This is a genomic window from Halomonas ramblicola (assembly GCF_030409215.1).
Classification (GTDB): domain Bacteria; phylum Pseudomonadota; class Gammaproteobacteria; order Pseudomonadales; family Halomonadaceae; genus Halomonas; species Halomonas ramblicola.
On sequence record NZ_JAUFPL010000025.1, the window covers coordinates 69,585 to 91,788 of the forward strand.

Annotated in this window: 22 protein-coding genes; 15 read left to right on the forward strand and 7 right to left on the reverse strand. The window is 66.1% G+C overall.

Annotation, left to right across the window (positions count from 1 at the left end):
- The first annotated feature begins 21 nt into the window (after positions 1-21).
- The 4 genes from QWY80_RS09110 to QWY80_RS09125 all read left to right on the forward strand — a co-directional run bounded on the left by QWY80_RS09110 (position 22) and on the right by QWY80_RS09125 (position 3,780).
- A complete protein-coding gene (locus QWY80_RS09110) occupies positions 22-816 on the forward strand; it encodes an enoyl-CoA hydratase/isomerase family protein (protein WP_290230558.1) in 795 nt (264 codons plus the stop codon).
- Between the two features lie 69 nt (positions 817-885).
- On the forward strand, positions 886-2,070 hold the full coding sequence (locus QWY80_RS09115; RefSeq protein ID WP_290230560.1) for a CaiB/BaiF CoA transferase family protein: 1,185 nt from the start codon (positions 886-888) through the stop codon (positions 2,068-2,070).
- Between the two features lie 19 nt (positions 2,071-2,089).
- Positions 2,090-2,839 carry an electron transfer flavoprotein subunit beta/FixA family protein gene (locus tag QWY80_RS09120; RefSeq protein ID WP_290230562.1) on the forward strand — a complete coding sequence of 250 codons (750 nt, stop codon included), beginning with the start codon at positions 2,090-2,092 and terminating at the stop codon, positions 2,837-2,839.
- 14 nt (positions 2,840-2,853) lie between these two features.
- Positions 2,854-3,780 (forward strand): electron transfer flavoprotein subunit alpha/FixB family protein, encoded by a 927-nt coding sequence (locus tag QWY80_RS09125; RefSeq protein ID WP_290230564.1) that lies wholly within the window; start codon positions 2,854-2,856, stop codon positions 3,778-3,780.
- 180 nt (positions 3,781-3,960) lie between these two features.
- Here the strand turns inward: QWY80_RS09125 and QWY80_RS09130 are convergent, their stop codons facing one another.
- Positions 3,961-4,119: a hypothetical protein gene (locus QWY80_RS09130; RefSeq protein WP_290230565.1), complete on the reverse strand. Its 159-nt coding sequence runs from the start codon at positions 4,117-4,119 to the stop codon at positions 3,961-3,963.
- Positions 4,120-4,694: 575 nt separating this feature from the next.
- Between QWY80_RS09130 and QWY80_RS09135 the strand changes: the two genes are divergently transcribed.
- The 5 genes from QWY80_RS09135 to proX all read left to right on the forward strand — a co-directional run bounded on the left by QWY80_RS09135 (position 4,695) and on the right by proX (position 9,505).
- Positions 4,695-5,402, forward strand: a complete 708-nt coding sequence (locus tag QWY80_RS09135) for a glutathione S-transferase N-terminal domain-containing protein (RefSeq protein WP_290230566.1) — start codon at positions 4,695-4,697, stop codon at positions 5,400-5,402.
- A 166-nt stretch (positions 5,403-5,568) separates the two neighbouring features.
- The gene (locus QWY80_RS09140) at positions 5,569-5,922 is read left to right on the forward strand and encodes a phasin family protein (protein ID WP_290230567.1); all 354 of its coding nucleotides are present in this window, start codon (positions 5,569-5,571) and stop codon (positions 5,920-5,922) included.
- 271 nt (positions 5,923-6,193) lie between these two features.
- Entirely contained in the window at positions 6,194-7,483 is a 1,290-nt protein-coding gene (locus QWY80_RS09145; protein WP_290230568.1) for a quaternary amine ABC transporter ATP-binding protein, read from the forward strand.
- Entirely contained in the window at positions 7,476-8,408 is a 933-nt protein-coding gene (locus QWY80_RS09150) for an ABC transporter permease (RefSeq protein ID WP_290230570.1), read from the forward strand. The genes QWY80_RS09145 and QWY80_RS09150 overlap by 8 nt, the downstream gene beginning before the upstream one ends.
- A gap of 53 nt (positions 8,409-8,461) precedes the next feature.
- Entirely contained in the window at positions 8,462-9,505 is a 1,044-nt protein-coding gene (proX, locus tag QWY80_RS09155; RefSeq protein WP_290230572.1) for a glycine betaine/L-proline ABC transporter substrate-binding protein ProX, read from the forward strand.
- A 75-nt stretch (positions 9,506-9,580) separates the two neighbouring features.
- On the opposite strand, the gene QWY80_RS09160 is transcribed toward proX, so the two are convergent.
- Entirely contained in the window at positions 9,581-10,195 is a 615-nt protein-coding gene (locus QWY80_RS09160) for a phosphoribosyltransferase (protein WP_290230574.1), read from the reverse strand.
- A gap of 188 nt (positions 10,196-10,383) precedes the next feature.
- Here QWY80_RS09160 and QWY80_RS09165 point away from each other — a divergent pair, with 188 nt between their 5' ends.
- Complete coding sequence (locus QWY80_RS09165) at positions 10,384-11,250, forward strand: hypothetical protein (protein WP_290230577.1); 867 nt, start codon at positions 10,384-10,386, stop codon at positions 11,248-11,250.
- Between the two features lie 104 nt (positions 11,251-11,354).
- On the opposite strand, the gene QWY80_RS09170 is transcribed toward QWY80_RS09165, so the two are convergent.
- Both QWY80_RS09170 and uraD read right to left on the reverse strand, forming a co-directional pair.
- Positions 11,355-12,743 carry a uracil-xanthine permease family protein gene (locus QWY80_RS09170; protein ID WP_290230580.1) on the reverse strand — a complete coding sequence of 463 codons (1,389 nt, stop codon included), beginning with the start codon at positions 12,741-12,743 and terminating at the stop codon, positions 11,355-11,357.
- Between the two features lie 254 nt (positions 12,744-12,997).
- Positions 12,998-13,525, reverse strand: coding sequence for a 2-oxo-4-hydroxy-4-carboxy-5-ureidoimidazoline decarboxylase (uraD, locus tag QWY80_RS09175; protein WP_290230583.1), 528 nt, complete (start codon positions 13,523-13,525; stop codon positions 12,998-13,000).
- A gap of 163 nt (positions 13,526-13,688) precedes the next feature.
- Here uraD and uraH point away from each other — a divergent pair, with 163 nt between their 5' ends.
- The 4 genes from uraH to QWY80_RS09195 all read left to right on the forward strand — a co-directional run bounded on the left by uraH (position 13,689) and on the right by QWY80_RS09195 (position 16,952).
- Positions 13,689-14,042 (forward strand): hydroxyisourate hydrolase, encoded by a 354-nt coding sequence (gene uraH, locus QWY80_RS09180; RefSeq protein WP_290230585.1) that lies wholly within the window; start codon positions 13,689-13,691, stop codon positions 14,040-14,042.
- 187 nt (positions 14,043-14,229) lie between these two features.
- Positions 14,230-15,438: a urate hydroxylase PuuD gene (locus QWY80_RS09185; protein ID WP_290230587.1), complete on the forward strand. Its 1,209-nt coding sequence runs from the start codon at positions 14,230-14,232 to the stop codon at positions 15,436-15,438.
- A gap of 124 nt (positions 15,439-15,562) precedes the next feature.
- Positions 15,563-16,300, forward strand: coding sequence for a GntR family transcriptional regulator (locus QWY80_RS09190; RefSeq protein ID WP_290230590.1), 738 nt, complete (start codon positions 15,563-15,565; stop codon positions 16,298-16,300).
- Positions 16,301-16,373: 73 nt separating this feature from the next.
- On the forward strand, positions 16,374-16,952 hold the full coding sequence (locus tag QWY80_RS09195; protein WP_290230592.1) for a hypothetical protein: 579 nt from the start codon (positions 16,374-16,376) through the stop codon (positions 16,950-16,952).
- A gap of 68 nt (positions 16,953-17,020) precedes the next feature.
- Here the strand turns inward: QWY80_RS09195 and QWY80_RS09200 are convergent, their stop codons facing one another.
- From QWY80_RS09200 to QWY80_RS09210, 3 genes are all read right to left on the reverse strand, one after another.
- Entirely contained in the window at positions 17,021-18,478 is a 1,458-nt protein-coding gene (locus QWY80_RS09200; RefSeq protein WP_290230593.1) for an NCS1 family nucleobase:cation symporter-1, read from the reverse strand.
- A 103-nt stretch (positions 18,479-18,581) separates the two neighbouring features.
- Positions 18,582-19,967 carry an NCS1 family transporter gene (locus QWY80_RS09205; RefSeq protein WP_290230595.1) on the reverse strand — a complete coding sequence of 462 codons (1,386 nt, stop codon included), beginning with the start codon at positions 19,965-19,967 and terminating at the stop codon, positions 18,582-18,584.
- A gap of 130 nt (positions 19,968-20,097) precedes the next feature.
- Positions 20,098-20,844, reverse strand: a complete 747-nt coding sequence (locus tag QWY80_RS09210; RefSeq protein WP_290230597.1) for an aspartate/glutamate racemase family protein — start codon at positions 20,842-20,844, stop codon at positions 20,098-20,100.
- Positions 20,845-21,202: 358 nt separating this feature from the next.
- On the opposite strand from QWY80_RS09210, the gene puuE reads away from it, so the two are divergent.
- A complete protein-coding gene (gene puuE / locus QWY80_RS09215; protein ID WP_290230599.1) occupies positions 21,203-22,141 on the forward strand; it encodes an allantoinase PuuE in 939 nt (312 codons plus the stop codon).
- Positions 22,142-22,204: the final 63 nt, after the last annotated feature.

The window sequence follows — 22,204 nt, forward strand, 5'->3', positions numbered from 1 at the left end:
CTGACGAAGCAGGAGGGGGAAATGGAGCCGAAATCGACGGCCGAACTGGAGTTGATCAAGGACGGGCGCATCGCCTGGCTGATCTTCAATCGTCCTCAGGTCCGCAACGCCATGACCTGGGGCATGTACGACGCGCTCGAGCGTTACTGCCACGCCTTGAACGAGGATCCCGATATCGATGTGGTGGTGCTGCGCGGCAGTGGCGGCGAAGCCTTCGTGGCCGGAACCGATATCAAGCAGTTCACCAGCTTCGAGACGGCACAGCAGGCGTTGGATTACGAACATCGCATCGATGAGGTCATTGGCGCCCTGGAGTCGCTGAGCAAACCCACCATCGCCCTGATCGAGGGGTTCTGCGTCGGCGGTGGTGCGGCCATCGCCATGGCCTGCGATTTCCGCTACTGCACGCCCGAATTGCGTTTCGGTGTGCCCATTGCCAAGACCCTCGGCAACTGCGTCTCCATTTCCAACCTGTCACGCCTGATCGATCTGGTCGGCGCTGCCAGGGCGAAGGAGGTGCTGATGCTGGCCAAGCTGTTCAAGGCCGAGGAGGCGAAGCTGGCCGGTTTAGTGACCGAGGTCATTGCGCCCGAGGCGATCGAGGCAGAGGTCAGGCAGGTGGCCGAAAGGCTGGGTGGCTTCGCCCCCCTGACGCTGCGTGCCTCCAAGGAGGGGGTCCGGCGTGTACTGGCAGCGCGACGACCCGCCGCCGGCAGCGAAGAGGACCTGATCGCGCTCTGCTACACCAGCCGCGATTTCAAGAGCGCCGTCAGCGCTTTCATCAACAAGACACCCCATGCCTGGCTCGGAGAGTAGTGGCTTTTCCATGACTGTTCGTGGCTTTTGCCGATCGCAACATTTGCCTATTACAACGAGGTGGCTAGCATGCTTCCCTTAACGAAGATGAAGGTTCTCGACATTTCCCAGATCATGGCCGGCCCTTACTGCACCATGGTGCTCGGCGACATGGGGGCGGATGTCATCAAGGTGGAGAAGAAGGGCGGTGACGACAGCCGCCAGATGGGACCCTACGTCAATGACGAGTCGACCTGCTTCGCCCAGATCAACCGCAACAAGAAGAGTATTTCACTGAACCTCAAGGAGGAGGAAGGGCGCGAGATCTTTTATCGGCTCGCCAAGGAAGCCGACGTGATCGTTGAAAACTACCGCACCGGCGTGGCCAAGAAGCTGCAGGTGGATTACGAGACCGTCAAGGCTTTCAATCCTGGCATCATCTACTGCTCCATCTCCGGCTACGGGCAGACCGGCCCTTACAGCCAAAAGGGGGGCTTCGACCTGGTGGCTCAGGGCATGACGGGGCTGATGTCGATGACCGGTGAGCCCGGCCGGCGCCCGCTGAAGACCGGCATTGCCGTCTACGATATCGGCGCGGGCATCACCGCCGTCTATTCGATCCTGGCGGCCTACATCCACAAGATGAACACCGGGGAGGGACAGCTGGTCGACGTGGCCATCGCCGAGTGTGGCCTGCCCTGGTTCACCTGGGAAGCGGCAGCCTATTTCGCGGAAGGCACCGTGCCCGAGCCGACCGGCTGGCGCCATCGCGTATCGGCTCCCTACCAGGCCATCAAGGTACAGGATGGCTACATCATGCTGGGCTGTGCCAACCAGCGCACCTGGGAGCGCCTCTGTCATGAGGTGATCCATCGCCCCGATCTGCTGGAGGACCCGCGCTTTATTACCAATCACCTGCGTGGGCAGAACGTGGAAGAACTGGAAGCCGTGCTCGAGGAGATCTTCGTGCAGGATGTGCGCGAATCCTGGCTGGCCAAGTGCGACCAAGCGGGCGTGCCGGCCGGCCCCATCAACAACTTCGCCCAGGCCATGGACGACCCGCATTATCAGGCGCGTGGCATGGTGCAGGAGATGGATCACCCGACCATCGGCAAGATGAAGACCATCGGGTTCGCCAGCAAGCTCTCCGAGACCCCGCAGCAGATTCGTCGACCGGCACCGCTCTATGCACAGCACACCGACGAGGTCATGGCCGAGCTGGGTATCGATGAGACCCGCTGCGAGGAGCTGCGTCGCAAGGGGGTGATCAAGTGACAGAAGGGAGCGGAAAGGCATGAAGGTCCTCGTCGCGGTCAAACGCGTCATCGACTACAACGTCAAGATCCGGGTCAAGCCGGATCACTCCGACGTCGATCTCACCAACGTCAAGATGGCCATGAACCCCTTCTGCGAGATCGCCGTGGAAGAGGCGGTGCGCCTCAAGGAACGCGGGGTGGCGACCGAGATCGTGGCCGTGACCGTGGGGCCCAAGGCCGCCCAGGAGCAGTTGCGCACCGCCCTGGCATTGGGCGCCGACCGTGCCGTCCACGTCGAGACCGACGAGCGCGTCGAGTCGCTGGGCGCCGCCAAGGCGCTGGCCAGGGTGGTCGAGGACGAGCAGCCGGGCCTGGTGATCCTCGGCAAGCAGGCCATCGACACCGACAACAACCAGACCGGCCAGATGCTCGCCGCGCTGACCGGCCTGCCCCAGGGCACCTTCGCCTCCGCGGTGGTCATCGAGGACGACAAGGCGCGGGTGACCCGCGAGATCGACGGCGGCCTGCAGACCGTGGAGCTGACCCTGCCGGCCATCGTCACCACCGACCTGCGCTTGAACGAGCCGCGCTACGCCAAGCTGCCCGACATCATGAAGGCCAAGAAGAAGCCGCTGGACGTCAAGCGCCCGGCGGATCTCGGGATCGAGGTCGGCAGCCGCGTCACGCTGCTCAAGGTCGAGCCGCCGGCCGAGCGCCAGGCGGGCATCAAGGTGGGCTCGGTGAACGAGCTGGTCGACAAGCTGAAGAACGAAGCCAAAGTGCTTTGAAAGGAGCCGATTGCATGAGCATCCTGGTACTCGCCGAACATCACGACGGCGTCCTGGCCGACGCCACCGCCCATGTGGTCGCGGCGGCGCAGCAGATCGGCGGCGAGATCGACGTCCTGGTGGCGGGCGAGAACGTCGCCGCCATCGCCGAGGCCGCCGCCAGGCTGGATGGCGTGAGCCGCGTGCGCGTCGCCGACCACGCCGCCTACGCCCACCTGCTGGCCGAGCCCACCGCGGCGCTGCTCAGTGAGCTGGCCGGCGACTACGGCCATGTGCTGGCGGCGGCCTCCACCACCGGCAAGAACGTGCTGCCGCGGCTGGCCGCGCTCCAGGACGTCAGCCAGCTCTCCGAGATCATCGCCGTGGAGAGCGCCGACACCTTCAAGCGGCCGATCTACGCCGGCAACGCCATCGCCACCGTGCAGAGCGCCGACCCGCTCAAGGTGATCACCGTGCGCGCCACCGCCTTCGATGCGGTCGGCGAGGGGAGTGGTGCCAGCGTCGAGGCGGTGGAGTTCGTCGCCGACAACGCCCAGTCGCGCTTCGTCGAGGAGCAGCTGGCCGAGAGCGACCGCCCCGAGCTGGGCTCGGCCAAGGTGGTGATCTCCGGTGGCCGCGGCATGGGCAGCGGCGAGAACTTCCAACTGCTGGAGGGCATCGCCGACAAGCTGGGCGCGGCCATCGGCGCCTCGCGCGCCGCGGTGGACGCCGGCTTCGTGCCCAATGACATGCAGGTGGGCCAGACCGGCAAGATCGTCGCCCCCGACCTCTACATCGCCGTGGGCATCAGCGGGGCCATCCAGCACCTGGCGGGGATGAAGGACTCCAAGGTGATCGTGGCGATCAACAAGGACGAGGAAGCGCCGATCTTCCAGGTCGCCGATTATGGATTGGTCGCCGACCTGTTCCAGGCGCTGCCGGAGCTGGAGAGCAAGCTGTAAGGAAGACCGGCATCTTCCAGGTCGCGCTCTCCATGACAAGCGATATGGTGGCTGACCTGTTTAAGTTCTTATGAACCTGAAGGTCAGATCGTGAGATAGTGCGACGGATTGATATTGTCTTGCCAACGCGAACGCGCCCCAGTCGTAAGCCTGAAGCGCTTTGTTTTTGGTTATGATTAATTAATTGTTACTCAGCAGCGGATCCACCACGCCCAGGACATAGAGGGCCACCAGGCCGATCAGGCCGGCGAAGACCAGGTAGTAGAGCGTGGGCAGGAGGGTGCGGGAGGACTCGCCGATGGCGGCCCCCAGCTCGCCGGCGCGCATGCGGTGCAGCACGGCGGTGCAGCACGGCGGTGACCAGCACCACCATCAGCAAGATGCCGCCGGGCAGGTAGAGCGCTTCGATGCTGCCGGAGACGCCGGCCTCGCCGAGGATGTCGCTCCAGCCGAAGGAGAGCGAGCTCAGGGCGTTCTTGAGCGGCTCCACGGTGCGCGAGGCGACCAGCACGCCGGCCAGCACCAGGGGCACGAAGGCCAGCAGGGCGAAAAGGGTGTCATTCATGGGGCAGGTAACCTCGATGAACAGTCAGCAGTGGACCCGGTCGGCGGCAGCGGCCGCTGGGCGTTCGAACGGCGGAAAGATAATGCCTGGACGGGACGCTGACCATGGGTGGTGAATTGGTATGACCAATATAGTGAGGTTGGGTGGCTCGGCAAGGCATGGGCTAAGTGGTTGTCGGAAAAGGAAACAGGGAGTCGCGCCGATGACCCGGCGGGCCGGGAGGCAGGGTGATGATTTAGACTAATGGACAGGAAAGGGGCGGGGCTTCCCCCGGGCGAGGCGGCATGGCGGCGGACGCGAAAGGCTGGCACACTGCCCGTGACGATCATCGGACGCTGGAGGAGCTGTCATGACGAGGGTGCTTTACGATCTCTGCGGCATCGACGAGGACCTGCGCTTCTCTCCCTTCTGCTGGCGGGCGAAGTACGCCCTGGCCCACAAGGGGCTGGAGGTCGAGACCCGTCCCTGGCACTTCACCGACAAGCAGGCCCTGGCCTTCGCCGACCATGACAGGGTGCCGGTGCTGGTGGACGGCGACGAGGTGGTCACCGACAGCTACGAGATCCTGCGCTACCTGGACCGCGCCTACCCCGAGGCGCCGCTGCTCGGCGATGCCCTGGCCGAGGCCCGGACGCGCTTCCTCAAGCACTACGCCGAGCGCAGCCTCCAGCCGGCCATGCTGCGTACCATCATCATGGACCTGCTCAATGCCATCCATCCGGATGATCGCGACTACTTCCGCGAGAGTCGCGAGAAGCGCTTCGGCCGCACCCTCGAGGAGTTCCACTCGCCGGCGCGGGGGCTCGCACAGCTGGATGCGGCCCTGGAGCCATTGCGCGGTCGGCTCGAGGAGGCCGACTACCTGGACGGCGAGGCGCCGGCGGCCGGCGACTACCTGGTATTCGGTTGCTTCATGTGGGCGCGCTGCGTCTCCACGGCCGACCTGGTCTCCAACGCCGACCCGGTCTACGGCTGGCTGGAGCGCATGCTCGACCAGCATGGCGGCCTGGGGCGCAAGGCGATGCGCGTCACCGACATCGAGGGCGCCTATCGCTGAGCCTCGAGCGGCCTCGTCTACCCCGTGAGACCCGGCCGGGTGGGGTGTCTTGCTTGGTGGGTACCCTATTTACGCGCCGATGTTGCATTGCATAAAATGCACTGCTATGTTGCAGTGCAACACGGGGCGCATCGTCCCGTTCGACCACCACTGACGGAGGTGTTCCATGTCCACCAAGGCAACCACCCAGAAGGCCACCGAGCAGTTCGAGGGTGTCTTCGTCGAGCCGGCCCGCGCCTATGGCTCCCTGACCCTGGAATTCTACGAGAAGCTGTTCGGCGCCCAGCTGGATGCCGCACGCCGCTACACCGACCTGAGTCTGGCCCAGGCGCGTGCCTGGATCGACGTCCGCGATGCCGATGGCTTCAAGAAGGCCGTCGAAGGTCAGCAGAAGGCCGCCCAGGACCTGGGCGAGCAGGTCAAGGCGGATGTCGAGAAGGTCTCCGGCCTCGGCCAGGACTACCTGCAGAAGGGCCAGAAGCTGGTCGAGGAGAGCCTCAAGGCCGCCTCCGTCAAGTAGCGCCGGTTCCGCAGCAAGCCTCATCGGGCCGCCCTCGGGCGGCCCGATATCGTTGCGAGGGGTGCCGCCGCGGGGTGCCCGACTCCGCGGCGTGCCGCCTTGACGCGCTACCCCCCGAGACCTAGCTTTGTGGTTGAGGGGCGGGGCTGCAGCCGGCAGGTCCGCTCGATTCTTTCTGCACAAGGCTCACGGCTTCGGCGACGAGCCGCCCCAGTTCGCCTGAAACGGACGGCGCTGCGTCGAAGCCCGGCCATCGGGTCCCGGACATGGTATGGCTGATCACACGGCTACCTCAGGGACGAACCGCAAGGTCTGCGTGGAGCACCTGTTCAAGGTCTTCGGCGCGGATCCCGCGGATACCATCAGGCGGATACGGGAAGGCGCCCCCAAGGATCGTATCTATGCCGAGACGGCATCGGTGGCCGCCGTGGCCGATGTCTCCTTCAGCGTTGCCCCGGGCGAGATATTCGTGGTCATGGGACTGTCCGGCTCGGGCAAGTCTACGCTGATCCGCTGCCTCAACCGGCTGATCGAACCGACCGAGGGCCGCATCCTGATCGACGGCGAGGACATCGTCGGCCTGTCGGCCGACGCCTTGCGCCGGCTGCGCCTGAACAAGCTGTCGATGGTCTTCCAGCACTTCGCCCTCTTCCCCCACAAGAGCGTCGGGGAGAACGTCGAGTATGGCCTCAAGGTGCGTGGCATGGCCGCCCGCGAGCGTCGCGAGAAGGCGCTCCGGGCCCTGGAGCAGGTGGGGCTGGCGGCCCACGCCGACGTACCGCCGGCCAACCTGAGCGGTGGCATGCAGCAGCGCGTGGGGCTGGCGCGCGGATTGGCGGTGGATCCCGAGATCATGCTGATGGACGAGCCCTTCAGCGCCCTCGACCCGCTGATCCGGCGCGACATGCAGGACGAGCTGCTCAAGCTGCAGCAGCAACTGCGCATGACCATCATCTTCATCACCCACGATCTCCACGAGGCGCTGCGCCTCGGCGACCGGATCGCCATCATGAAAGACGGCCGCTTCGTGCAACTGGGCACGCCGGAGGAGATCGTGGCCCATCCCGCCGACGACTATGTCGCCGCCTTCACCCGCGACGTCGACCGCAGCCGCGTCTTCCGGGCACAGTCGCTGTGCCGCGACGCCCATGCCCTGTCCGCCGACGAGGATGCCGGCGTGGCGGCGGAGCGTTGCGAAGCCCTGGGGCGCGAGGCGCTGTTCGTGGTCGACGCCGAGCGGCGGCCACTGGGAATCGTGAGGCACCGGGACCTGGAACGAGACGCCACGGCGACGCCCGGCGACGCCCTGATCACGGACTTCCCCTCGACCCGCGGGGACGCGGAGCTGGTCACGCTCTACGGTGCCTGTGCGACGGGCCTGCCGATCGCCCTGCTCGATGACGCCGGGCGCCTGGAGGGGGTCGTCGAACCGCTGGAAGTCTTCCACTGGCTGGGCGGCACCGGCGCCGAGGGCGGCGGCGCTGCGTCGTCCGGCGGGGAGGGCGAGGCGACGCCCGCCTCGGCGGCGCCGTCCGAGACGAGGAGGCGCGACCATGGCTGACCGGATCTCCGACTTCTACACGCTGCCACTCGACGACTGGATCGAGGTCGTCGTCAAGGAGTGGCTGGTGCCCAACTTCCGGCCCGTCTTCCGGGCGGTGCAGTGGCCGATCGACCAGGTGCTCGGCGGCCTCGAGGAGTTCCTGCTGTGGCTGCCCTACCCGGTGTTCGTGGTGGTGGTGCCACTGATTGCCTGGCGGGTCGCCGGCGGCGGGGTGGCGCTCTTCACCCTGCTGTCGCTGCTGTTCATCGACCTGCTGGGCATCTGGCGGGAGACCATGGTCACCCTGGCCATGATCCTCACCGCGGTGACCTTCTGCGTGCTGGTGGGGGTGCCGCTGGGCATCCTCGCCGCGCGCAGCGACCGCTTCGCCGGCCTGATCCGGCCGGTGCTCGACATCATGCAGACGATTCCGCCCTTCGTGTACCTGGTGCCCATCGTCATGCTGTTCGGGGTAGGCATCGTGCCGGGGGTGATCGCCACCATCATCTTCGCCCTGCCGCCGGTGATCCGCCTGACCAACCTGGGCATCCGCCAGGTACAGGCGGAGTTGGTGGAGGCGGGGCTCGCCTTCGGCTCGACGCGCCGCCAGCTGCTGTTCGAGATCCAGATCCCGCTGGCGCTGCGCACCATCATGGCCGGCCTCAACCAGACGTTGATGCTGTCACTGTCGATGGTGGTGATCGCCGCCCTGATCGGTGCCGGTGGGCTGGGGCTGACCGTGTTCACCGGCCTGGGGCGCCTGGATATTGGTCGGGCCACGCTGGGCGGCATCGGCATCGTGCTGCTGGCCATCATGCTCGACCGTATCACCCAGGCACTCGGCGAGGGGCGTCACGCCCAGCGGCCGGGGCTCAAGGAGTCCCTGACCCGCTGGCTCAAGGGGCTTGTTCAAGGGAGCAAGGCGTACAACGAGCGTCGATGACCGGATCGCGGGGCATCCTGCGATCCCGCAACGCAGGAGGAGACACCATGGACATGATACGCAAGACAGGCCACCGTACCCTGCTGGCAGGTGCCATGGCGGCACTACTGCTGACGCCGGCCGGCTCGCTCCTCGCAGACGAGCATCTCCCCGGCGAGGGAGTCTCGGTGACCCCGGCCCGTGCCACCTGGGATACCGGCTGGTTCCCGGCCGGCGTCTACAGCCAGGTGCTGGCGGAACTGGGCTACGAGGTCGAACGGCCCACCACCCTGGACAACCCGCCCTTCTACCAGTCCGTGGCCCAGGGCGACGTGGACTTCTGGGTCAATGGCTGGTTCCCGCTGCACAACACCTACCGCGAGACCTTCGAGCAAGGCGCCGAGCTGATCGGCTATGTCGCCCGGGGCGGGGCCCTGCAGGGCTACCTGGTCGACAAGGCGACTGCCGACGAACACAACATCACCAGCCTCGAGGATTTCAAGGACCCCGAGATCAAGGCCCTGTTCGATTCCGACGACAACGGCCTGGCCGAACTCGTCGCCTGCCCGCCGGGCTGGGGCTGTGAGCTGGTGATCGAGCACCATATCGAGGCCTATGGCCTCACCGACCACGTCGAGCCGATCAAGGCGAGCTACTCCGCCTCCATGGCCGAAGCCCTGGGCCGCTTCCAGGAGGGCGAGCCGATCTTCTTCTACACCTGGACGCCCAACTGGACAGTGGGCCTACTGGAGCCGGGCGAGGACGTGGTCTGGATCACCGTCGAGGAGGCCACGCTGCCCGAGGATCAGAAGGAGTTCGAGGATGCCACCGTGGTCGAGGGCGTCGAGGGCTGCGTCGAGGATCCCTGCAACCTGGGCTGGCCGGCCAACGACATCCGCCCGGTGGTGAACAGCGAGTTCGCCGACAACAACCCGGCGGCAGCCAGGCTGTTCGAGGTGATGAGCATCCCGCTGGAGGATATCTTCGCCCAGAACGCCCGCATGTTCGACGGTGAGGATAGCGAGGAAGACATCCAGCGCCACGCCGAGGAGTGGATCGACGAGCACCGTGAGCAGGTGGACGAGTGGCTCGATCAGGCGCGCGAGGCCGCCATGTAGGGGCCCTGCACCACGCCCGCTGGCACGGGCCGCCTCCCACCTGGGAGGCGGCCCGTGCTCATGGCGTGCCGACTGTCACCCTCCGAGCAGCCGGATTACTTCATCGTCGCTGACCTGGCCGAAGTTGGCGAAGTATTGCCCCACCGCCCGGAAGTAGGCGGGGGCCTCCAGGCAGACCACCTCGTCGGCCAACTCCTCCAGCCGGGCCAGGGTGTCCGGCGGCGCTACCCCGAGGGCGGCGATCAAACGGGCGGGTTGGCGCTGGCGCAAGGTGGCCAGGGCCGCGGCCATGGTGGCGCCGGTGGCACTGCCGTCGTCCACCACCACCACCACGCGCCCGGCGGGGTCGAGGGGCGCCCGTACCGGCGTGTAGCGGCGCCGACGCTCCTCGATCAGTTCCCGCTGTTCGGCCACCTCGCTGGCCAGCCAGTCGTCGCGGCACTGCTGCGCCGCCTCCTCCAGATGCACGCTGCCGTCCTCGCTGACGGCACCGATGGCGTACTCGGGATTGCCCGGGGCACCGATCTTGCGCACCAGCACCACGTCCAGGTCGCCCGTCAGGAGATCGGCGATCACCCGTCCCATGGGCACGCCGCCGCGGGGGATCGCCAACACCAGCGGGTGTTGGTCACGCAGCCGATCGAGTGCTTGCGCCAGGCGTTCGGCCGCCTCCTGCCGATCCTCGAACATGGTCACCTCCTCACGTCGTCCTTATCGAGAGTCTAGGCGCTCCCGGGCCCTTGGGGCCAAGGCGGAGGCGGTGGAGGGGGAATGAGATCACTGGAAAGGGTTTTCAGTATACAGTTTTATATTCTATTGTGTTCATTGCGTGTGACTTCACATGTATCCACAACATCACAACAACGGAGACCGCCTCCATGCATGATCGAACCACCCGGCGATTCCTCACTGGCGGCCTGCTGCTGGCCGGCCTGGCGACCGGCACGGCCCAGGCCGCGACCTGGAGCGACACCTTCCTCGGCTACCGCTACGGCACCCAGTTCACCGAGCCCAACAACGCCAACGACGTCGAGAAGCACGTCCTGCAGTTCACCCACGTGAGCGGCTACTCCCTGGGGCAGAACTTCCTGAACCTGGATGTCCTGCAGTCCGACGCCGCCGACCCGACGGAATTCGGCGGGGATACCGGGGCCACCGAGGCCTACCTCACCTATCGCCACCAGCTTCACTACGGCAAGCTGTTCGGCGAACCGCTGGCCTTCGGCCCGGTCAAGGAGGTGGCGTTGACTGGCGGCTTCGACCTCAACACCAAGAACACCGAGTTCGCGCCGCGCAAGCGCATGCTGGTGGTGGGGCCGACCCTGAAATTCGATGTGCCCAGGGGGTTCGTCGATCTCAGCGTCTTCTATGCCCGTGAATGGAACCATTGTGGCCTGGATGCCTGCGGGGCACCGGGCAACCGGAACCGGATCTCCTTCGATCCCTACTACCAGATCAGCCTGGCCTGGGGGCTGCCCTTCGAGGCGGGTCCCCTGCCCATGAAGTTCCAGGGCTTCTACAACTACAATGGCGAGAAGGGCGACGACTACTTCGGGGTCGCCACCGAGCCCGAGCAGCTGATGCGCGCCTCGCTGATGCTCGACGTGGGGCAGCTGGCCTGGGGCGAGGAGAACCAGCTATGGGCCGGGGTCGGCTACGAGTACTGGCGCAACAAGTTCGGCAACCACGACAAGCCGGGCGTGGATACCGATGCGCCTACCTTCCAGCTGGAGTGGCACTTCTAGTCACGCCAGCCTCCGCCACGAACGAGAAGGGCCACCCGAGGGTGGCCCTTCCTGGTCATGGGCGCCGCCGGTCTCCCGGCGGCGTGTGTCTTGGCGGGGCGGGATCAGGCCTCGGCGTCGGCCTTCGACGCCTCGTCCGGGGCATCCTCGCCGCCGCGTTGGCGGTGCGGCTTGCCGGGCAGGAGGGCGTCCAGCAGCAGGGCGGCCACCGCGGCCGGCACCAGGCCGGACTTGAGCAACAGGCCGGCCTGGCCGGGCATGGTCTCGGAGATCGCCTCCACGGCGGGCAGGCCGATGCCCAGGCTCAGCGACACGGCGATGATCAGCATGGCCCGCTGGTTGAGCTCGCACTCCTGGATGATCTTGAGGCCCGCCGAGGCGATCATGCCGAACATCACGATGCCGGCGCCGCCCAGCACCGCATGGGGCATGGCGGCGACCAGGCCGCCCAGCTTGGGGAACAGGCCCATGGCGATCAGCAGCAGGCCGCCGATGGTCACCACGTGGCGGCTGACCACGCCGGTCAGGGTGATCAGGCCGACGTTCTGGGCATAGGCGGTGTTGGGCAGGGTGTTGAAGATCGCCGCGAAGGAGGTGGCCACGCCGTCGGCCATGACGCCCCCGGAGAGTTCGCGGTCCTTGGCCGCCCGGCCGGCACCGCCGGCGGTGATGGCGGAGATGTTGCCGATGGTCTCCAGCCCCACCACGAACATGATCAGCGCCATGCCGACGATGGCGGTCAGCGGGAACTCCATGCCGTACTCCAGGGGCCTGGGCACCGCGAACCAGGCGGCCTCGCGGAGGTTGGTGAAGTCCACCATGCCCAGGGCGATGGCCACCAGGTAGCCGGCCAGCAGGCCGAAGAGGATCGAGGAGGCCTTGACGAAGCCGCGGCCCAGTTGGTGGACGGCGATGCACACCACCAGTACGAACAGCGCCAGCAGCAGGTTGGTGGGCGAGGCGAAGTCCGCGGAGCCGACGCCGCCGGCGGCGTAGTTGAGACCCACGGGCATCAGGGTGATGCCGATCAGCAGCACCACGATGCCGGTGACCACCGGCGAGAACCAGTGGCGGATCTTCTTGAGGAAGGCGCCGAGCACGATCTGCATCAGGCCGGCGACGAAGGAGGCGCCGAGTACCGCCGGCAGGCCGAAGGCCTTGGCCAGCGGCAGGGCCACCGGCAGGAAGCCGAAGCTGGTGCCCTGGACGATGGGCAGCCGGGCCCCGACCGGGCCGATGCCGAGGGTCTGGATGAGGGTGGCGATGCCGGCGACGAACAGGGCCACCTGGATCAGGAAGATCTGCTCGCCGGCGCTGGCGCCGATCACCCCGGCGATGATGATCGGCGGGGTCACGTTGCCGGCGAACATCGCCATGATGTGCTGCAGGCCGAGGGGTATGGCCTTGGACAGCGGCGGCATGGCGTCCGGATCCTGGTTGATGGTGCGCGTCGGGTTCTGCTGAGGATGGGGAGTGGAACGGGAGTCGGTCATGGGATCAGTCTCGCAGCCTGTTGTTGTGTTGGTGACTGTCGCTTGCAGGCGAGTGTGGTGCAGGGTGATTCCGAACTGAGCACCACTGTCGATCCACAATGTACACAATATGCCTACTTTTGGAAGACAAAAATTTATTTATCTTGTTGACCATTGAAAGAGTTCTTCAAAAACAATGCATTATGAATCTTGACTTGACCAGTTGGTCAGTGGTAGGCGGGAGCGGCCCCGCGGGGCGGGGCCGGATGGGAAGGTCAGTCCTCGGCCCGGGCCTCCAGGCGGAAGCGGGCGATGCGGTTGATCTGTTCGACGGCGGTACGGCGTTCCTCGGCCGGGTCGTTCTCCAGGCGCACCTCGAAGGCATCCAGGATGGCGAAGCGATCACTGCCCTTGACCGCCATCACGAAGGGAAAGCCGAACTTCGTCTTGTAGGCCTCGTTGAGACGCTCGAAGCGGGCCAGTTCCTCGGGGGAGCACTGGTCGAGGCCGGCGCCGGCCTGCTCGCGGGTGGAATCGTCGGTCAGGCCGCCGGCCAGGGCGGCCTTGCCGGCCAGGTCCGGGTGGGCGCGAATCACCTCCAGCTGACGCTCGGCCGGCGCCGAGGCCAGCACCTCGCCCATCGCCTCGGCCAAGGCGGCGGGCTGGTCGTGGTGCGCGTCGAGCCCCTGCTCCCAGGTCAGCTCGGCGACCCAGGGAGAGTGCTCGTAGATGTCGCCGTAGGCGGCGACGAAGGCGGGCTTGTCCAGCTGGCTGGGCCGGGGGGTCAGGAGGGTATCGGTCATCGTCTCTACTCCGGGGATGGATGGGGGGTCTCAAAATGTATACAAAAAATATTTTGAAATGTACCCCATTTATGGCTAAAAATGTCTTCAGTAGGTGGAGGGTAGCCTCCGGGGCCCCCACCGACAAGCACGCCGACACGATAACGAGAGGAGGAGAGCCACGATGGGACGCCTGACCACCCATGTTCTCGACACCGCCCAGGGCCGCCCCGGCGAGGGCATCCGCATCGAGGTCTATCGCCTGGAGGGTGGGGGCCGCACCCGCCTCAAGGAGGTGATGACCAACGACGATGGCCGCTGCGACGCCCCCATCCTCGAGGGGGATGTCTTCGCCGTCGGCGAGTACGAGCTGGTCTTCCACGCCGGTGACTACCTGCGCGCGCAGGGCATCGCGGCCGAGGAGCCGCGCTTCCTCGACGTCATCCCGCTGCGCTTCGGCGTGGCCGATGCCGCCGCGCACTACCACGTGCCGCTGCTGCTCTCGCCCTATGGCTATTCCACCTACCGCGGCAGCTAGCCTTGGTCCAAAAACTGGCTGCGCTCGGCCATGCGGCGTTAAAAATCGGCTCAAAGTACTCATTTACACCTCGTAAACTCCGTCTTTTCGCCGATTTTTGCCTTGCCTGACCTTCGCTCGCCGACTTTTCGGACCAAGCCGGGTCATCAGTTATCTACAACAATGCAATGAGTTGAGGTACCCCCTCATGCAAGCCTATCTCCTGGACTTCGCCAACTTCATGCTGCGCTGGCTGCACGTCATCGCGGCCATCGCCTGGATCGGCGAATCGATCTACTTCGTGATGCTGGACAACAGCCTGCGCACGCCCAAGGCCGCCGAGGACCGCCAGAAGGGCGTGTTCGGCGAGATGTGGGCGGTACACGGCGGCGGTTTCTACCATAACCAGAAGTACGCCACGGCACCGGCCAAGCTGCCCGACGACCTGCACTGGTCGTTCTGGAAGTCCTACGTCACCTGGCTGTCGGGCTTCGCGCTCTTCGTGCTGCTCTACATGGCCAACCCGAGCTTCTACCTGGTCAACCCGGGCAGTGACTGGGCCTGGGCGGCCAACATGACCGGCTGGCAGGCCAACCTGGTGGCGCTGCTGTTCCTGGCCGCCGGCTGGGTGGTCTACAACGAGCTGTGCAAGCGCCTCAGCCCCAACATGGACCGCGACGGCCTGTTGAGCCTCGCCGTGGCGGTGCTGATGGTGGTGGTGGCCTACCTGAGCACCCAGATCTTCGCCGGGCGCGCGGCCTTCCTGCTCACCGGGGCGGTGATGGCCACGGCCATGTCCGCCAATGTCTTCTTCTGGATCATTCCCGGCCAGCGGCGCATGGTGAAGGCCATGCAGGCCGGCGAGGAGCCCAATCCGCTTGACGGCAAGCGCGGCAAGCAGCGCTCGGTGCACAACACCTACTTCACCCTGCCGGTGGTGCTGCTGATGATCAGCAACCACTACTCCTTCGCCTATTCCCACGATTACGCCTGGGTGATCATGTCGCTGTTCATCTTCGGCGGCGCCCTGATCCGCCAGTTCTTCGTGGTGATGCACGCCGGCAAGATCCAGCCGGCCTACCCGGTCGCCGGCACCGCGCTGATCGCCGTGGCCTTCTGGGTCGCCTCGCCGGCCATGGCCCCCGCGTCTGCCGAGGCCGAGGCCGATACCGCGGCGGTGACCCTGGAGGACGTCCAGCCGATCATCGCGGAGCGCTGCGTGGCTTGCCACTCCAGCGAACCCACCCAGCAGGGCTTCAACGCTCCGCCGGCGGGCATCGTCTACGATACGGGAGAGCAGGTCACCCAGCAGCGTGCCAAGATCCAGGAGGTGGTGGCCAGCGGCTACATGCCGCTGGGCAACATGACCGGCATGACCGACGAGGAGCGCGAGGCGATCGCCGCCTGGTCGCAGTGACCCGCTCCTCCGCCGTTCCCTGACCCGCCCACGAGGCGGGTCTCGTCGTCACGCAGAGTCGTCGACGGGCCGGTCGGTCGTATACAATGATAGCCAACCGGGAAAGCAGGGGAGACGAGCCTTCATGAACCAGCGTCAGATCGTGGCCGAGCGCAAGCCCGCCGGTGGTGGCCGTCGCGGCAAGGACGGCGACGGGGCCGAGCGGCACGCGGCGATCCACCGCGCCATCAGCGATGCCATCATCGAGCATCGCCTCAAGCCCGGTGCGCGGCTGCGCGAGGATGCCCTCTCCGAGGTGTTCGGCGTCAGCCGCACCGGCATCCGCAAGATCCTGCAGCGCCTGGCCCTGGAGCAACTGGTCACCCTGACCCCGCGGCGCGGCGCCAGCGTCACCCGCCCCACTGCCGAGGAGGCCAAGGATGTCTTCGACGCCCGCCAGATGGTGGAGTGCGGGCTGATGGCCGAGGTGGCGAGGCGCATCGATGCCGAGGACGTGGTGGCATTGCGCGACATGGCACGGCGCGAGCGCCAGGCGCTGAGGTCCGGCGAGCAGAGTGCCGCCATCCGCCTCTCCGCCGACTTCCATACCCGCCTGGCGCGCATTGCCGGCAACGCCACCCTGGCCGACTTCGTCGAGCGCCTCTGCTTCCGTTCCTCGCTGATTCTCGCCGTCTACGGCAACCCCGGCCACCTGGGCTGCGAGTCCCACGACCACGAGGACCTGATCGGCCACCTGGAGGCGGGCAACGGCGAGCGTGCCGCCGCCTTCATGGGTCGCCACCTCAAGGCCATCGAGGCCTCGCTGTCCATCGTCGAGGAGGAGGACGAGTCCCCCGACCTGCACAGCATCTTCGGTCGCTGAACGCCGAGGCATTGCAGCCCGGTCCGGCCACGCCATACTGGGGGTAGGTTTCGCGCCTGTCGGGGAGAGCGCCGTGGCCAGACCGCCCAACGATACCGCGGACGCGGTGCCGTCGGACCGCGTCTACGCGGAGTACGTCAGGCTCAGCGAGGTGTGCAACGACTACATCCACCGCTCGCTGGGGGACATCCGCCTGTTCGGCTCCATCGGGGCCCTGCTGGCCTGGGACCCGCTGGCCCGCCTCTTCGAGCTCGACGCCCAGCTCCAGCAGCCGGTGACCCCGGTGGGCTTCCTGGTGCTGCTGCTGGTGATCGTGCTGGTAATGTTCTTCGATCTGCTCAAGCAGTCGATCTTCTTCTTTCACCTGGCCCGCATGCGGGAGCTGGAGCGCGTCCTCAACCGCGATGGGGATCCCCAGGTCGAGCTGTACCATCTCGCCGGCGGCTGGCCGGCGTGGTTCCGGTGCTACCATGCCCCGGCGGCCAATTGTCTCTGGGGCGTGTTCTACCTGCTGGTGGTGGTCTTCCCGTCGATCATCCTCTACCTCCAGGGCTATGCCGCCTGGCTGTTCGTCTACCTACCGACCGCCTTCGTCCTGCTGGGGCTGCATGCCCGCTGCGCACTCAAGATCGTGAACTCCCTCGAGCACTAGGGTTGGGGGCCGGGGCAAGCGACGGCGCTTCCCCACCCCCGGCGTTCGGCGGTGGGGAAGCGGGACCTTCAGGGTTGGGTCGGGGCCTTGGCGGCCGCCTCCTGGCCACGCATCAGCAGATAGTAGAAGAGCCCGCCCAGGGCGGCGCCGATCAGCCAGGCATAGCCGCCGAGTGCCTCGAGGGCCGGGACCCACACCGAGGAGATCGAGAACAGGGCGGCCAGGGCGAAGGCGCCGATGGCCCGCTTATTCCAGCCCTTGAGGTAGTAATAGGCCCCGTCCGGGTCGGCGGAGAACATGTCCTGGATGTTCAGGCGCTGGCGCTTCACCAGGTAGTAGTCCACCACGATGATCCCGTAGAAGGGCGCCACGATGGCTCCCAGGGCATTGACGAAGCCGGCGATGCCGATCTGGCTGATCACCGAGACCCACAGCGCCCCGACGAAGAAGGCCACCACCGCGGTGATCAACCCGCCGATACGGAAGCTGATCTTGCCCGGGAAGAGGTTGGCCAGGTCATAGGCCGGCGGGATGAAGTTGGCGACCAGGTTGATGCCCACGGTGGCGGCGAAGAAGGTGATCGCCGCGATGATCGTCAGCGGCAGGGAGTCGACCCGCTCGATGATGTCCGAGGGGTTGGTCAGGGTCTCGCCGAACAGCGCCAGGGTGCCCGCGGTGATGATCAGGGCGATGAAGGAGAAGAAGGCTACGTTGAGCGGCAGGCCCAGCAGGTTGCCGAGCTTCATCTGCTTCTCGCTCTTCACGAAGCGCGAGAAGTCGCCGAAGTTGATCACCACGGCGGCGAAGTAGGCGATCATGGTGCCGGTGATCGCCAGGAAGGCGGTCACGGCGCTGCCTTCATACTCGCTGCTGCCGCTGAAGATGGTACTCACCGCGGGCAACAGCTCGCTGCCGGCCTGGAACCAGACGATGATCATCAGGGCGATCATCACCACATAGACCATGGGGCCGGCCCAGTTCAGGAAGTGCTTGATGCGGTCGATGCCTTGCCAGAACAGCGCCATCTGGAAGCACCAGACGATCACGAAGGACACCCAGCCCACGGCGGACATGCCCAGCCAGGCTCCGCCGGGGTCGCCGAAGAGCGCGGTGATCAGCAGCGCCACCGCCGTGGAGGCGAAGTAGGTCTGCACCCCGTACCAGAAGATGCCGATGATGGCACGCAGCATGGCCGGGAAGTTGGCCCCGCGCACCCCCATGCTGGATCGGATCATCACCGGGAAGGGCACGCCGTACTTGACGCTCGGCTTGCCGGTCAGGTTGACCAGCACCATGACCACGAAGCCGGCGAGGATGATCGCCGCCATCACCGCCCAGCCGTTGAGGCCGTAGGAGATGAACAGCGAGGCCGCGAGGGTGTAGCCGAACAGGCTCTGGATGTCGTTCGACCAGACATTGAAGATCTCGAACCAGCCCCAGGAGCGGTTGGCTTTCTTGATCGGTGCCAGGTCGTCGTTGTAGAGGCTATGGTCGATGTGCCGGATTTCCAGCTCTTTGTCCGTCATGTCCGTCATGGGAGAGGCCTTGCTGTGTTGTCATGGGGATTGACCCTCCCGGTCTGGGAGGGTCAGTGACCTCGGGTGACCCCGTCACCCTCAGGGTTGGGGGTCAGTTGCGGAAGCGCTGGCAGGGGGCCCAGTGCTTCATCAGCAGGTAGTAGGTGAGGCCGGCCGGAATCAGGCTGGCGTACCAGGAGACCGCGGAGAAGCTCAGGGCGGCGACGATGCCCACCGCGGTGGCGATCAGGGCCGCATAGTTGACGCCCTTGTAGGGGCCATTCTCGTCATACAGCTTGTCGAGATCCAGGGTGCGGCGACGGATCAGGAAATAGTCTACCACCAGCACCGCGAAGATCGGGCCGAGGAAGGCGGAGTAGGTCTGCACGAAGAGCTGCAGGCCGGCGGCGGAGTCGGGCTGCACCAGCTTCCAGGGGAAGGTGGCGAAGGCCAGCAGGCCGACGAGCACGGTGGCCACCTGGAACTTCATCTTGAACACGTCCATCAGCACATAGGTCGGCGGCACCACGTTGTTGAGCACGTTGGTGGTGACCTGGGCGAAGGCGATGAACAGCAGGGTGGTCATCAGCAGCGGGGTGTTGTCCACGGCATTGGCGAACACCTGGATGGGGTCGGCGGTGCCGGTGGCCTCGGAGACCATGAAGCCGATCAGACCCATGAACAGGGTGCAGGGCAGGATGGACATGGCGTAGATGGTGGTGAGCAGGCCGGGGCCGGTGCCCTTCTTGTGCTCGCGGGCATAGTCGCTGACGTTGAGCATCATGGTGCTGTAGATACCCAGGAACAGCATGGTGGCGCCCCAGAACGGCATACCCCAGGAGCCTTCCATGGTCAGCAGGCTGGCGGAGAGTTCATCGCCGTAGCGCTGCACCGTGGCATAGAACATGTAGACCAGCGAGGCCAGGATGAAGGCACTGCCGATGTTCTCCAGCCATTTGATGCCCTGGAAGCCCATCACCGACAGGCCGATCTGCAGGAACTGGAAGGTGATGAAGTAGAAGATCAGGTTGTCGAAGCCGAACAGGGTCGCCGAGACCATGTTCAGGGCGCCGGCGCCGATCCAGCTCTGGAAGCCGTACCAGACGATGGCCGGCACCGCCCGGACCAGCCCCGGCAACCGGGTACCGGCGAAGCCGAAGGCACCACGGGCCTGGACCATGAAGGGAATGCCGTACTTGTAGCCGGCGGCGCCGTTCAGGGCGAGGGCGATGCCGATCACGAAGCAGCCGATGGCGATGGCTACCGTGGCCTGAATCAGGTTCAGGGTGCCTACCACGCTGGAGCCCATGGCGAAGGTGCCGATGGAGACGCAGCCGCCGAACCAGGCCAGGAAGTAGGAGGCACGCCCCATGATGCGGGTCTGTTGGGGCGCCAGGGATTCCTGGCCGGGGGCCTTGGTGGCCTCATGGCCGACGCTCTCGCCGGCGATTGGCTGATCGGGGGCGACCGTCGTGGGTTGGGGGTTGGGATGGCTCATGGTGTTGTCCTCGCAAGTCGTTGCTGTGCGTTGTGGTTGTCTCCCGGCATCCGTGCCGGGGAGGCTTGCGGCTCGGCGTGCGCCTGTGGCGTCTTGTTCTTGTGGTTATGGGTAAGAGGAAGCGTACTGGTCAGCGGACCGGTCGCAGGTTCGAGAAGCCCTCGAAACGTCCGGTGAAGGGCTTGGGTCGCGGGAAGGCCAGGTCGCCGTGCTTGCTGGTGCCGAGCCCCAGGCCGACCAGGGCCTCGGCCAGCTTGACGGCGGCGGTGACGCCCTCGACCACCGGCAGGCCGACTTCGCGGCTGATGGTATCGGTCAGGTCGGCCATGCCACCGCAGCCCAGCACGATGGCGCCGATGCCGTCCTCATCGCGGGCACGCTCGCACTCCTCGATGATGCGGGTGAGGGCGGCGTCACCGTCATCTTCCAGGTCCAGCACCGGGATCTCCGCGGCGCGCACCCGCCGGCAGTGGTGGGCGAAGCCGTACTGCTCCAGCAGGTGCTCGGCGATGATGCCAGTACGCCCCAGGGTGGTGACGATGGAGAAGCGGGTGCTGATCAGGGTGGCCATGTGGAAGGCCGCCTCGGCGATGCCGATCACCGGCGCACGGGTCAGCTCCCGGGCGGCCAGCAGCCCCGGATCGCCGAAGCAGGCGATGACATAGGCATCGGCGTCCTCGCGCTCGCCGGCCAGCACCTCCTCCAGCACCCCCACGGCGCTGATCGCCTCGTCGAAGTGGCTCTCGATGGAGACCGGGCCGTGGGCCGGCTGTGTGGCGGTGATGCGGGTGCCCGGTGACGCGATGTGGCGGGCCGCTTCGCCGATGGTGGCGGTCATGCCGGCGGTGGTGTTGGGGTTGATGATGCGCAGGTGCATGGGAAGGCTCCGAGTGGATGAGCGATGTCTTTGTACACAAAATAGATTGCTTTTGTGCATGACGCAAGGCGAGAGGTTTCGCATCGAGGAAGTCGTCCAACCCCTTGATTGGCGAGTTCTTTCGGCGGGGGGATCGGCTTCGGTAGGGAATCTTGCGGGTAATACCTTGGTCTAAGTCGCGATTTGGGCACAATGATTGTCGTCAATTATTGAATAATTTTGTATACATAAATATGGGATGCAGGTGCTTGAAGTTGGATTGGAGACACCCTATCTTGTCTTTGTATACATAAGGCCTTCGTCTTCGCCTCGCCGATGACGGTTGCCCCGGATCCCAGAACAACCAGGAAGCCACGCCATGACCCGGACACCTCAGGCTGACTATCCCCGCGACCTGATCGGCTACGGCCGCACGCCCCCTCACGCCAACTGGCCCGGCAACGCCAGGATCGCCGTGCAGTTCGTGCTCAACTACGAGGAGGGCGGCGAGAACTGCGTGCTGCACGGCGACGCCGGCTCCGAGCAGTTCCTCTCCGAGATCATCGGGGCGGCCGCCTACCCGGACCGCCACCTGAGCATGGAGTCGATCTACGAGTACGGCTCACGGGCCGGGGTCTGGCGGATCCTGCGTGAGTTCGAGCGCCGCGGCCTGCCGCTCACCGTGTTCGGCGTGGCGATGGCCCTGGAGCGCCACCCCGAGGTGGCTCACGCCTTCAAGGAGCTGGGCCACGAGATCGCCTGCCACGGCTATCGCTGGATCCACTACCAGGAAGTGCCGGAGCACGTCGAGCGCGAGCACCTGCAGAAGGCCGTGGAGATCTTCGAGCGTCTCTACGGCGAGAAGCCACTGGGCTGGTACACCGGCCGCGACAGCCCCAACACCCGCCGGCTGGTGCTCGACGAGGGCGGCTTCCTCTACGACAGCGACTACTACGGCGACGACCTGCCGTTCTGGACCCGCGAGACGGACAGCCAGGGAGTGGAGCACGACCACCTGATCGTGCCCTATACCCTGGACAGCAACGACATGCGCTTCGCCGCGCCCCAGGGCTTCAATACCGCCGACCACTTCTTCACCTACCTGCGCGACGCCTTCGACGTCCTCTATGCGGAGGGGGATGAGTCGCCCAAGATGCTCTCGGTGGGCATGCACTGCCGCCTGCTGGGGCGTCCCGGCCGCTTCCGCGCCCTGCAGCGCTTCCTCGACCACATCGAGGCCCACGACCGGGTGTGGGTGGCGCGGCGTGTCGACATCGCCCGCCACTGGGCCGAACACCATCCGGCCCCGGTACGCTGAGGCGGCCGCCAGCATGGTGTGCCGCTCGCTGAACGAGAAGGCCCCGTCCGACGGCGTCGGCGC